Origin of the sequence: Streptococcus sp. 339, assembly GCF_013277285.1 — a bacterium.
Taxonomy (GTDB): Bacteria; Bacillota; Bacilli; order Lactobacillales; family Streptococcaceae; genus Streptococcus; species Streptococcus pseudopneumoniae.
Window position 1 is genome coordinate 6,060 of the sequence record NZ_VMMR01000001.1, and the last position, 12,701, is coordinate 18,760.

The window sequence follows — 12,701 nt, forward strand, 5'->3', positions numbered from 1 at the left end:
ACATATATCTACGGCAAGGTGAAGCTGACGTGGCTTGAAGAGATTTTCGAAGAGTATTAGCGACTAGTTAGCTGGGAAAGGAAGATATTTGTGACAAATAATAAACTGTATTCGTTGATAGAATTTAGAAATAAAATATATGAAGAATTAGAACTTTCCAGAAGTGATTTAGCGATTTTACTATGTGCCATGCTTATCGCCTCTATCGGATTAAATATGGATTCGACTCCCGTGATTATTGGAGCCATGTTAATCTCTCCTTTGATGACACCTATTCTGGGAGTGGGGCTCTCTCTAGCTATATTTGATTTTAAATTGTTAAGAAAATCTTTTAAAATATTAGCTATTCAAATTCTTGCCAGTCTAATAGCTTCAACACTTTATTTTTATCTTTCTCCCATTTCGTATGCTAGTTCGGAGATTGTTGCTAGAACCTCTCCGACTATTTGGGATGTTCTCATTGCTTTTGTAGGAGGGATAGCAGGTATTATTGGTGCTAGGAAAAAAGAGACCAATAATATTGTTCCTGGTGTTGCTATTGCAACCGCCTTGATGCCTCCTCTTTGTACAGTAGGTTATGCTATTGCTTCTGCTAATCTAAAATTTATCATAGGCTCCTCTTACCTATTCCTCATCAATTGTAGCTTTATTGTCATTGCGACTTATATAGGTGTTAGGTTGATGATGGTTAAGAAACATTATTTTAAAGATAATGAAGAAGACTCTAAAATGCGCAGGATTTTGCTTCTAGTTGCTGTTTTGCTGATGATTCCGAGTTTTATCTCTGCAACGACTTTAGTGAGAGAAACGTTGAAAAAAGAGTCCCTTAAGAAATTTATATCAGAGCAATTTCAGGGGCATAATATTTTGAAAAAAATCTATTCTAAAAAGACTCATACCCTAAAGCTAACCATTTCAGGAAATTATTTGACAGAAGAAGAACTCGATATGATTTCCAGTAAGAGAGGTGACTATGGTTTAAGTGATGTTTCTGTTCAAGTTTCCCAATTGTCTGATTCAGAACAACTTAGTAAGGAAGAACTGGTGGAGTATTTCTTCCAGTATATCAAGGATAAGGAAGCAAAAGAAAAGGAAAAAGCCAATAAATTTGATACAGAGTCTGAGGAACAATAATTTCTTGAGAATAGCTGGTTTTTCTCGTGAGTCTTCTATGTATATCAAAGGAAGACTGAAGTCTTAAGTATAAACTTTTCTTCTATTATAGTAGCTAAGTCTTGACAGGGTTCAAAAAATGGTTTACACTTTATAAAGTTTATTACTTTGAAAAGGTGTGATACTGTGGCTACGGCAACAAAAAAGAAAAAATCAACAGTTAAAAAAAATCTAGTCATCGTGGAGTCGCCTGCTAAGGCCAAGACGATTGAAAAATATCTCGGCAGAAACTACAAGGTTTTAGCCAGTGTCGGGCATATCCGTGATTTGAAGAAATCCAGTATGTCCGTCGATATTGAAAATAATTATGAACCGCAATATATCAATATCCGAGGAAAAGGCCCTCTTATCAATGACTTGAAAAAAGAAGCTAAAAAAGCTAATAAAGTTTTTCTCGCGAGTGACCCGGACCGTGAAGGAGAAGCGATTTCTTGGCATTTGGCCCATATTCTCAACTTGGATGAAAATGATGCCAACCGTGTGGTCTTCAATGAAATCACCAAGGATGCGGTCAAAAATGCTTTTAAAGAACCTCGTAAGATCGATATGGACTTGGTCGATGCCCAACAGGCACGTCGTGTCCTGGACCGCCTGGTCGGGTATTCGATTTCGCCTATTTTGTGGAAGAAGGTCAAGAAGGGCTTGTCAGCAGGTCGTGTTCAGTCTATTGCCCTTAAGTTAATCATTGACCGTGAAAATGAAATCAATTCTTTCCAGCCAGAAGAATACTGGACAATTGATGCTGTCTTTAAAAAGGGAACCAAACAATTTCATGCTTCCTTCTATGGAGTAGATGGCAACAAGCTGAAACTGACCAGCAATGACGAAGTCAAGGAAGTCTTGTCTCGTCTGACTAGTAAAGACTTTTCAGTGGATCAGGTGGATAAGAAAGAGCGCAAACGCAATGCTCCTTTACCCTATACCACTTCATCTATGCAGATGGATGCGGCCAATAAAATTAACTTCCGTACTCGAAAGACCATGATGGTCGCCCAACAGCTCTATGAAGGGATCAATATTGGTTCTGGTGTTCAAGGTTTGATTACCTATATGCGTACTGATTCGACTCGTATCAGTCCAGTGGCACAGAATGAAGCAGCAAGTTTCATTACGGACCGTTTTGGTAGCACGTATTCTAAGCACGGTAGCAAGGTCAAAAATGCATCAGGTGCTCAGGATGCCCATGAGGCTATTCGTCCGTCTAGTGTTTTTAATACACCTGAAAGTATTGCTAAGTATCTGGACAAGGATCAACTCAAGCTTTATACCCTTATCTGGAATCGTTTTGTAGCGAGCCAGATGACAGCTGCTGTCTTTGATACAATGGCTGTTAAATTGTCTCAAAATGGAGTCCAATTTGCTGCCAATGGTAGTCAGGTTAAGTTTGATGGTTATCTTGCCATTTATAATGATTCTGACAAGAATAAAATGTTACCAGATATGGCTGTTGGAGATGTGGTTAAGCAGGTGAATAGCAAACCAGAGCAACATTTCACTCAACCGCCTGCTCGTTATTCTGAAGCGACATTGATTAAGACCTTGGAGGAAAATGGTGTTGGACGTCCGTCAACCTACGCACCGACCATTGAAACTATTCAGAAACGTTATTATGTTCGCTTTGCAGCCAAACGCTTTGAACCGACAGAGTTGGGAGAAATTGTTAACAAGCTCATCGTTGAATATTTCCCAGATATCGTAAACGTGACCTTCACAGCTGAAATGGAAGGCAAGCTGGATGATGTCGAAGTCGGAAAAGAGCAGTGGCAACGTGTTATTGATGCCTTTTACAAACCATTCTCTAAAGAAGTGGCCAAGGCTGAAGAAGAAATGGAAAAAATCCAGATTAAGGATGAACCAGCTGGATTTGACTGTGAAGTGTGTGGCAGTCCAATGGTCATTAAACTTGGTCGATTTGGTAAGTTCTACGCTTGTAGCAATTTCCCAGATTGCCGTCATACCCAAGCAATCGTGAAAGAGATTGGTGTTGAGTGTCCAAGTTGTCATCAGGGACAAATCATTGAACGCAAAACCAAACGTAACCGCCTCTTCTATGGTTGCAATCGCTATCCAGAATGTGAATTTACCTCTTGGGATAAGCCTGTTGGTCGTGACTGTCCAAAATGTGGCAACTTCCTCATGGAGAAAAAAGTCCGTGGTGGTGGCAAGCAGATTGTTTGTAGCAAAGGTGACTACGAAGAAGAAAAGATTAAATAAGAAGAGAGTCCTGAAAGTGAATTTCAGGCTCTTTTTGATTAGTACTTGACAAAATTCATCATTTTATGCGAAACTAGAAGAAGATTATTTTAACTAGGAGAAGTTATGCGTCTTATCTATCTGATAATTGGTTTTTTATCACTAGCCTTGGCTATTGTTGGGGTTGTCTTACCCTTGTTGCCGACAACGCCTTTCCTTTTGTTGTCTATTGCTTGTTTCTCCAGAAGTTCCAAGCGCTTCGAAGATTGGCTTTATCATACCAAGCTCTATCAGAGCTATGTAGCTGATTTTCGAGAAACAAAGTCTATTGCGCGTGAACGTAAGAAAAAAATCATCGTATCCATCTACATCTTGATGGGAATTTCCATTTATTTTGCCCCTCTCTTACCAGTCAAAATCGGTCTGGGAGCCTTGACCATCTTTATCACCTACTATCTCTTCAAGGTCATTCCGGACAAAGAATAAAAAATAGTATCTGTTTTCCTTGATATAAATAAAAGCATATTTACAACAATATGATATAATAAATTTAAAGTAATCTTCAAGGAGAATCAAATGATTTACGAATTTTGTGCTGAAAATGTGACCTTGCTTGAAAAAGCGATGCAGGCTGGAGCTCGTCGAATCGAACTCTGTGATAATCTAGCAGTGGGAGGAACAACACCCAGCTATGGAGTAACCAAGGCAGCGGTTGAATTGGCAGCTAACTACAATACGACCATCATGACCATGATTCGTCCACGTGGTGGCGACTTTGTCTATAATGACTTAGAAATTGCTATTATGCTAGAAGACATTCGATTGACTGCTCAGGCTGGAAGTCAAGGAGTTGTATTTGGAGCTTTAACTGCTGACAAAAAGTTGGATAAACCTAATCTGGAGAAGTTGATAGCTGCGTCAAAAGGAATGGAAATTGTCTTTCATATGGCTTTTGATGAATTGAGCGAAGAAGACCAGTTAGAAGCTATTGACTGGCTCAGCCAAGCCGGTGTCACTCGTATCCTAACTCGCGCTGGTGTGTCTGGCGATTCACTAGACAAACGTTTTGCTCATTATCACAGAATTTTGGAACATGCTAAAGGTAAGATTGAAATTCTACCAGGTGGGGGGATTGACCTTGACAACCGTCAAACCTTTATCGACCAGCTAGGTGTGACACAACTACATGGTACTAAGGTTGTCTTTTAAAAAATAGAAAGGGACTGCTGCTTAGGGTAGCAGTTTTCACTTATGTTTGAAATTTTTAAATCCTATCAGTTTAATCAAGAAAAGGCTTATGCTTATGGTTTTGTAGAAAATAGTGGAGTCTGGACCTATAGTTGCCAGATTTTGCAGGGTGACTTTGTCATGACTGTGTCCATTACTGCTGATAATGTGAGTTTTCAAGTCTTTGACCAGGAGACAGGTGACCTCTATCCTCAAGTTCATATGGAAAGTATGAGGGGAAATTTTGTTGGAAATGTCCGTGAGGCTTGTCTGGAGATTCTCTACCAGATTCGGAGGGCTTGTTTTGATGTGCAAGATTTTATCTTTCCTCAGACTAAACGAATCATGACTCAAGTTCAGGAAAAGTATGGAAACCAGTTGGAGTATCTGTGGGAGAAATCGCCTGATACGGCAGTATTAAGACATGAAGGAAATAAAAAGTGGTATGCCGTCTTGATGAAAATCTCTTGGGATAAGCTGGAAAAGGGCAGAGAAGGACAAGTGGAAGCAGTCAATCTCAAACACGACCAAGTAGCGGACTTGCTTTCACAAAAGGGCATTTATCCAGCTTTTCATATGAACAAACGCTACTGGATTAGTGTGGCGCTTGATGATACTTTATCAGATGAAGAAGTACTGGAATTGATAGAAAGAAGCTGGAATTTAACTTCTAAAAAATGATACATTTCAAGAACTTTCAATTAGCAAAATATTCTCTACTGAAGAAATTTTCAGAAAATATTGGATTTTTTCTTGACAAGTACTTTTGCCTATGCTAAAATACTAAACAAGATATCAAACGAAGGAGAAAGTCAAACATGAAAACAGCTAAGTTTAATCAATTTACTTTGTTGTTGAGGTACTCGGGCTAGTGCAAAAAGCATTAGTCCTGTTTGGCTTACCAAGCGGGAGTAAATCAACATCTCGCTTGGGTTTCTGAGCGAGATGTTTTTTTAAAACCACATTTGGAAAAGGGGAAATCTTATGAGAACAGTTGAATTTCTAGATACCAGCCTTCGGGATGGAGAGCAGACACCTGGTGTTAATTTTTCAATAAAGGAAAAAATTGCCATTGCAAGGCAGCTGGAGAAATGGGGCATTTCAGCCATAGAAGCTGGTTTTCCAGCGGCGAGTCCTGATTCATTTACAGCAGTGCAGGAGATTGCTAAGGTCTTGAAGAAAACAGCGGTGACTGGTTTGGCACGTTCGGTCAAGTCTGATATTGATGATTGTTATGAAGCCCTCAAGGACGCCAAGTATCCACAAGTTCACGTCTTTATTGCTACCAGTCCGATTCATCGTAAGTATAAACTCAATAAGACCAAGGAAGAGATTTTGGAAGCAATCAGTGAGCATGTTTCTTATGCCCGTTCTAAGTTTGAGGTGGTCGAATTTTCTCCTGAGGATGCGACTAGAACAGAGTTGGATTTCCTCTTACAAGTTGTTCAAACAGCGGTTGATGCAGGTGCAACTTATATCAATATCCCTGACACGGTAGGATTTACTACACCAGAGGAATATGGAGCCATCTTCAAATACCTGATTGAGAATGTCAAGACAGATCGTCAGATTATCTATTCACCACACTGTCATGATGACCTCGGAATGGCAGTAGCTAATAGCCTTGCTGCTGTTAAGAATGGGGCAGGACGAGTCGAAGGAACTATCAACGGTATTGGGGAGCGAGCTGGAAATGCTGCTTTGGAAGAAATAGCAGTGGCGCTCAATATTCGCCAAGATTACTACCAAGCAGAAACCAGTATTGTCCTAAATGAGACCATCAATACGTCAGAAATGGTTTCTCGCTTCTCAGGTATCCCAGTTCCTAAAAACAAGGCTGTGGTTGGTGGTAATGCCTTTTCTCATGAATCTGGTATTCACCAAGACGGAGTTCTTAAAAATCCTCTCACTTATGAGATTATCACCCCTGAATTGGTCGGTGTTAAGAGCAATAGCCTTCCGCTTGGAAAATTGTCTGGTCGCCATGCCTTTATTGACAAACTAAGAGAACTGGCCCTAGACTTTACAGAAGAGGACATCAAGCCACTCTTTGCTAAGTTCAAGGCTCTGGCAGACAAGAAACAAGAAATCACAGATGCAGATATTCGTGCGCTGGTAGCTGGAACCATGGTTGAAAATCCAGAAGGCTTCCATTTTGATGATTTACAACTTCAAACCCATGCAGATAATGACATTGAAGCGCTTGTTAGCCTGGCTAATATGGATGGTGAGAAAGTCGAATTTAATGCGACAGGACAAGGTTCTGTTGAGGCTATCTTCAACGCTATTGACAAATTCTTCAATCAATCCGTTCGCTTGGTGTCTTACACTATCGATGCGGTGACGGATGGAATCGATGCCCAAGCTCGGGTCTTGGTCACTGTTGAAAATAGAGATACAGAAACCATCTTTAATGCAGCAGGGCTTGATTTCGATGTGTTGAAGGCTTCAGCTATTGCCTATATAAACGCTAATACCTTTGTTCAAAAAGAGAATGCTGGTGAGATGGGACGCAGTGTTTCTTACCGCGATATGCCTAGTGTGTAAAGGAGAAGGCTATGACAAAGAAAATAGTAGCTCTAGCAGGGGACGGAATTGGCCCAGAAATCATGGAGGTTGGTTTAGAAGTCCTGGAAGCTCTAGCTGAAAAAACAGGTTTTGACTATGAGGTTGACAGACGACCCTTCGGAGGTGCAGGTATTGATGCAGCAGGGCATCCCTTACCTGATGAAACCCTCAAGGCATGTCGTGAAGCAGATGCCATTCTCTTAGCGGCTATCGGTAGTCCCCAGTATGATGGGGCAGCGGTTCGCCCTGAACAAGGCTTGCTGGTTCTCCGTAAGGAACTCAATCTCTATGCTAATATTCGCCCTGTAAAAATCTTTGACAGTCTTAAGCATTTGTCACCACTCAAACCGGAACGAATTGCTGGTGTAGACTTTGTCGTGGTACGGGAGTTGACAGGCGGGATTTACTTTGGAGATCATATCCTTGAAGAGCGCAAAGCGCGTGATATCAACGACTACAGCTATGAGGAAGTGGAGCGAATTATTCGCAAGGCCTTTGAAATCGCAAGAAACCGCAGAAAAATCGTTACTAGTATCGATAAGCAAAATGTTCTAGCGACCTCAAAACTCTGGCGGAAAGTAGCTGAGGAAGTCGCGCAGGATTTCCCAGATGTAACCTTGGAACACCAGTTGGTAGACTCAGCTGCTATGCTTATAATTACCAATCCTGCCAAGTTTGATGTTATTGTGACGGAGAATCTTTTTGGAGATATTCTCTCTGATGAATCAAGCGTTCTATCAGGCACACTTGGGGTCATGCCATCAGCCAGTCATTCTGAAAATGGACCAAGCCTTTATGAGCCTATCCACGGTTCAGCACCTGATATTGCAGGTCAAGGCATTGCAAATCCTATCTCCATGATTTTATCAGTGGCCATGATGTTGAGAGATAGTTTTGGTCGTTATGAGGATGCAGAGCGTATTGAGCGTGCTGTTGAAGCAAGTTTGGCGGCTGGTGTTTTAACAAGAGATATAGGGGGACAGGCTTCTACCAGGGAAATGACAGAAGCTATTATTGCAAGGTTATGAAGTTAGACGAAAAAATTACTCTAGTCCTTTTAATTTGGAATGTCATGGTTTTCTTGATTTATGGTATTGACAAATCTAAGGCAAGGAGAAGAGCTTGGCGCATCCCAGAGAAAATCTTACTCATTTTAGCCTTTACTTGTGGTGGTTTTGGTGCCTGGTTAGCAGGAATCACTTTTCACCACAAGACTCGAAAATGGTACTTTAAAACAGTTTGGTTTCTTGGGATGGTGACTACACTAGTAGCCTTATATGTTATTTGGAGGTAATAGATGGCAGGAAAATCGATTTTTGATAAATTATGGGACCGTCATGTCATCACAGGAGAAGAGGGGCAGCCCCAACTCATGTATGTGGATCAGCACTATATTCATGAAGTGACCAGCCCTCAGGCTTTTCAAGGTTTGCGAGATGCAGGGCGCAGATTGAGACGACCAGACTTGACATTTGGAACATTTGACCACAATGTCCCGACGGTCAATATCTACGATATTCGAGATGTGATTTCTAAGGCTCAAATTGATAAGCTGGCTGAAAATGTTGAGGAGTTTGGGATTGAACATGCGGCCCATGGTTCTGAAAAACAAGGAATTGTTCACATGGTTGGTCCAGAAACAGGACGAACCCAACCAGGGAAATTCATCGTCTGTGGAGATAGCCACACAGCAACCCACGGGGCTTTCGGAGCTATCGCCTTTGGGATTGGGACCAGTGAGGTCGAACATGTCTTTGCGACACAGACCCTCTGGCAGGTCAAACCCAAGAAAATGCTGGTGGAATTTACAGGTGTTCCTCAAAAAGGAGTTTATTCCAAGGATTACATTTTAGCCTTGATTGCCAAGTACGGTGTTGCTTGCGGCGTTGGCTACGTGGTGGAATATCGTGGACAAGCAATTGATGCACTGAGCATGGAAGAGCGCATGACCATCTGCAATATGTCCATCGAGTTTGGATCCAAGATGGGGATTATGAATCCGGATCAAACCACCTATGATTATCTCAAGGGACGGGAGTGTGTTCCAGAGGACTTTGAAGAGGCTGTGGCTGATTGGAAAACAATTGTCAGTGATGAGGATGCTGTTTACGATAAGGTTATCCAGATGGATGTCTCAGACTTGGCTCCCATGGTGACCTGGGGAACCAATCCTGCTATGGGCGTTGACTTTGACAGTAGCTTCCCAGAAATTAAGGATATGAATGATGAGCGTGCCTACAATTACATGGATTTGGAGCCTGGTCAAAAGCCAGCAGATATTGAACTAGGCTATATCTTTATCGGTTCTTGTACCAATGCTCGTCTCAGCGACTTGCAACTGGCTGCGCGATTTGTCAAAGGAAAGAAAATTGCTCCCAACTTAACGGCTATCGTAGTCCCAGGTTCTCGTCCTGTCAAACGAGCTGCTGAGAAGTTGGGCTTGGACAAGGTATTTCTAGATGCTGGATTTGAGTGGAGAGACCCTGGTTGCTCCATGTGTCTGGGGATGAATCCTGACAAGGTTCCAGATGGCGTTCACTGCGCCTCAACAAGCAACCGCAACTTTGAAGACAGACAGGGATTTGGGGCTAAGACCCATCTCTGTAGTCCAGCTATGGCAGCTGCGGCAGCTATTGCAGGGCGTTTCGTAGATGTTCGGCAAATGCCAGAAGCCCAGTAAGGAGAGGATATGGAGAAATTTATAGTTTATACGGGAACGACCGTTCCTCTCATGAATGATAACATCGACACCGACCAAATCCTACCCAAGCAGTTTCTTAAGTTAATTGATAAAAAAGGCTTTGGTAAGTACCTCATGTATGCTTGGCGTTATCTGGATGATCTCTATACTGAGGACCCCGACTTTGTCTTTAATAGACCTGAATATCGGAAAGCTAGTATCCTCATATCAGGGGATAACTTTGGGGCAGGTTCTTCGAGGGAACATGCAGCTTGGGCTCTAGCGGACTATGGTTTTAAGGTCGTGATTGCAGGGTCTTTTGGGGACATTCATTACAATAATGAACTCAATAATGGCATGTTACCAATTGTTCAGCCTAGAGAGATTAGAGAGAAACTAGCTCAGCTCAAACCGACTGACCAGGTAACTGTGGACTTGGAACAACAGAAAATCATCTCCCCAGTTGGAGAATTCACTTTCGAAATCGATAGCGAATGGAAACACAAGCTCTTAAATGGTTTGGATGATATTGGAATTACCTTGCAGTATGAAGACTTGATTTCTGCTTATGAAAAACAACGACCAGCCTACTGGCAGGATTAGAAGAAAAATAGAAAAGGAAATAGAACTATGACAAAACACATTCAATGGAAGGGAACACTTTCACAAGAAGGATATGAAATTTTAAAAGGTGAGGGGGGATGTATCGTTTGCCCTACTAAAGTTGGTTACATCATCATGACTAGTGACAAGGCAGGTCTTGAACGTAAGTTTGAAGCTAAAGAACGTAACCGTAACAAACCAGGTGTTGTTCTCTGCGGTAGCATGGATGAGCTTCGTGCTTTAGCACAACTCAATCCAGAAATTGAAGCCTTTTACCAAAAACATTGGGACGAAGATATTCTTCTTGGTTGTATCCTTCCTTGGAAACCAGAAGCCTTTGAAAAACTAAAAGCATATGGGGATGGCCGTGAAGAACTGATGACTGACGTGCGTGGTACTAGCTGTTTTGTTATCAAGTTTGGGAAAGCTGGTGAACAATTGGCTGCCAAACTTTGGGAAGAAGGCAAGATGGTTTATGCCTCATCAGCTAACCCATCTGGAAAAGGAAACCGTGGTAAGGTAGAAGGGATCGGAGAACGCATCGAAGGGGCAGTTGACCTTGTTATCGAGGCAGACGACTATGTGGCATCTATCCAGCCTGACAAAACGATTGAAACTCGCTACGAGCAAGGCGTGATGGTGTCTATGGTCGATAAAGATGGCAAACTCATCCCAGAACAAGGGGGAGCACGATCAACTTCACCAGCTCCAGTTGTAATCCGTAAAGGGCTTGACATTGATAAGATTATGATGCACCTGTCAGATACCTTTAACTCATGGGACTACCGTCAGGGCGAGTATTATTAGGATAGAGAAGAAGTGGGGAGAAAATAATTTCCTCTCTTTCTTTTATTTTTAACACAAGTAAAACCCGAACAATATATTTCAATTCATAAAATAATTTGACAAAAACTGTACTTTGGTTTATAATAAATTAAGGAAACGTCGGAAAAGGCGTAGTGATGCGAGAGCATAGGTAGGTCATTACAAAAGAAACGAGACATCGATATGTTAAATGAATTTCCAATTTTTGATTACGAAGATATTCAATTGATTCCAAATAAATGTGTCATTAAAAGCCGTGCAGAAGCGGATACAAGTGTCACTTTAGGAAATCACACCTTTAAACTACCTGTTGTGCCAGCGAATATGCAGACGATTTTGGATGAAAATGTAGCAGAGCAACTGGCTAAAGGTGGTTACTTCTACATTATGCACCGTTTTGATGAGGCAGGACGCATTCCTTTTATTAAACGCATGCACGATCAAGGACTCATTGCTTCTATCTCTGTCGGTGTTAAGGACTATGAGTATGATTTTGTTAGCCAGCTCAAGGCTGATGCTCCTGAGTATATCACTATTGATATTGCTCATGGTCATGCGGATAGCGTGATTTCTATGATTCAACACATCAAGAAAGAATTGCCAGATACCTTTGTCATTGCTGGAAATGTGGGAACACCAGAAGCCGTGCGTGAATTGGAAAATGCTGGTGCGGATGCTACTAAGGTTGGAATCGGTCCTGGTAAGGTTTGTATCACCAAGGTCAAGACTGGTTTTGGTACAGGTGGTTGGCAGTTGGCTGCTCTCCGTTGGTGTGCCAAGGCTGCACGTAAACCAATCATTGCAGATGGAGGAATTCGTACTCACGGTGATATTGCCAAATCTATCCGCTTCGGTGCTAGCATGGTCATGATTGGTTCCCTCTTTGCAGGACATATTGAAAGTCCAGGGAAAACGATTGAAGTCGATGGTGAACAATTCAAAGAATACTATGGTTCAGCTTCACAATATCAAAAGGGTGCTTACAAAAATGTGGAAGGCAAACGTATCTTGCTTCCTGCTAAAGGTCATCTGCAAGACACTTTAACTGAGATGGAACAAGACCTTCAAAGTGCTATTTCTTATGCAGGTGGACGTCAGGTTGCTGACCTTAAACACGTTGATTATGTTATCGTGAAAAACTCGATCTGGAATGGGGATACTTCCCACTAAGACGGGCTATCTCACTAGAAAAAACTTGTTATTAGAGCAAATTTCTGTTATAATAAAACAAGTTTCCACCCTTAGTGTAATGGATATCACGTAAGATTCCGGTTCTTGAGATGGGGGTTCGATTCCCTCAGGGTGGATGTAAACATCCTAAAAAGCCTTTAATAGGGCTTTTTGTTTATCCTGCCTCAAATTTGCCCCTAATACTCTTCGAAAATCTCTTCAAACCACGTCAACGTCGCCTTACCGTAGATATATGTAACTG

The 12,701-nt window shown here is 41.7% G+C and carries 12 protein-coding genes and 1 tRNA gene; all 13 read left to right on the forward strand.

Annotated elements, in window-relative coordinates:
* Positions 1 to 90 precede the first annotated feature (90 nt).
* Positions 91 to 1,134 carry a TIGR00341 family protein gene (locus HT736_RS00035; RefSeq protein WP_007284808.1) on the forward strand — a complete coding sequence of 348 codons (1,044 nt, stop codon included), beginning with the start codon at positions 91 to 93 and terminating at the stop codon, positions 1,132 to 1,134.
* 165 nt (positions 1,135 to 1,299) lie between these two features.
* Complete coding sequence (gene topA, locus HT736_RS00040) at positions 1,300 to 3,387, forward strand: type I DNA topoisomerase (protein ID WP_172930625.1); 2,088 nt, start codon at positions 1,300 to 1,302, stop codon at positions 3,385 to 3,387.
* Positions 3,388 to 3,492: 105 nt separating this feature from the next.
* Complete coding sequence (locus HT736_RS00045) at positions 3,493 to 3,852, forward strand: YbaN family protein (RefSeq protein ID WP_119919762.1); 360 nt, start codon at positions 3,493 to 3,495, stop codon at positions 3,850 to 3,852.
* 90 nt (positions 3,853 to 3,942) lie between these two features.
* Positions 3,943 to 4,575 carry a copper homeostasis protein CutC gene (locus HT736_RS00050; RefSeq protein WP_172930626.1) on the forward strand — a complete coding sequence of 211 codons (633 nt, stop codon included), beginning with the start codon at positions 3,943 to 3,945 and terminating at the stop codon, positions 4,573 to 4,575.
* A gap of 42 nt (positions 4,576 to 4,617) precedes the next feature.
* The gene (locus tag HT736_RS00055) at positions 4,618 to 5,274 is read left to right on the forward strand and encodes an MmcQ/YjbR family DNA-binding protein (protein WP_172930627.1); all 657 of its coding nucleotides are present in this window, start codon (positions 4,618 to 4,620) and stop codon (positions 5,272 to 5,274) included.
* Positions 5,275 to 5,577: 303 nt separating this feature from the next.
* Positions 5,578 to 7,140: a 2-isopropylmalate synthase gene (locus HT736_RS00060; protein ID WP_119943421.1), complete on the forward strand. Its 1,563-nt coding sequence runs from the start codon at positions 5,578 to 5,580 to the stop codon at positions 7,138 to 7,140.
* Between the two features lie 11 nt (positions 7,141 to 7,151).
* The gene (gene leuB, locus HT736_RS00065) at positions 7,152 to 8,189 is read left to right on the forward strand and encodes a 3-isopropylmalate dehydrogenase (RefSeq protein ID WP_138700103.1); all 1,038 of its coding nucleotides are present in this window, start codon (positions 7,152 to 7,154) and stop codon (positions 8,187 to 8,189) included.
* Positions 8,186 to 8,455: a DUF1294 domain-containing protein gene (locus tag HT736_RS00070; protein ID WP_023936517.1), complete on the forward strand. Its 270-nt coding sequence runs from the start codon at positions 8,186 to 8,188 to the stop codon at positions 8,453 to 8,455. Before leuB ends, HT736_RS00070 begins: the two co-directional genes overlap by 4 nt.
* A gap of 3 nt (positions 8,456 to 8,458) precedes the next feature.
* Positions 8,459 to 9,841, forward strand: coding sequence for a 3-isopropylmalate dehydratase large subunit (gene leuC, locus HT736_RS00075; RefSeq protein ID WP_050208154.1), 1,383 nt, complete (start codon positions 8,459 to 8,461; stop codon positions 9,839 to 9,841).
* A gap of 9 nt (positions 9,842 to 9,850) precedes the next feature.
* Positions 9,851 to 10,444 carry a 3-isopropylmalate dehydratase small subunit gene (gene leuD, locus HT736_RS00080; RefSeq protein ID WP_138700101.1) on the forward strand — a complete coding sequence of 198 codons (594 nt, stop codon included), beginning with the start codon at positions 9,851 to 9,853 and terminating at the stop codon, positions 10,442 to 10,444.
* Positions 10,445 to 10,471: 27 nt separating this feature from the next.
* The gene (locus tag HT736_RS00085) at positions 10,472 to 11,251 is read left to right on the forward strand and encodes a Sua5/YciO/YrdC/YwlC family protein (RefSeq protein WP_119943430.1); all 780 of its coding nucleotides are present in this window, start codon (positions 10,472 to 10,474) and stop codon (positions 11,249 to 11,251) included.
* 201 nt (positions 11,252 to 11,452) lie between these two features.
* Entirely contained in the window at positions 11,453 to 12,439 is a 987-nt protein-coding gene (locus HT736_RS00090; protein WP_138700099.1) for a GMP reductase, read from the forward strand.
* Between the two features lie 65 nt (positions 12,440 to 12,504).
* A tRNA-Arg gene (locus HT736_RS00095) sits at positions 12,505 to 12,576 on the forward strand.
* Positions 12,577 to 12,701 lie beyond the last annotated feature (125 nt).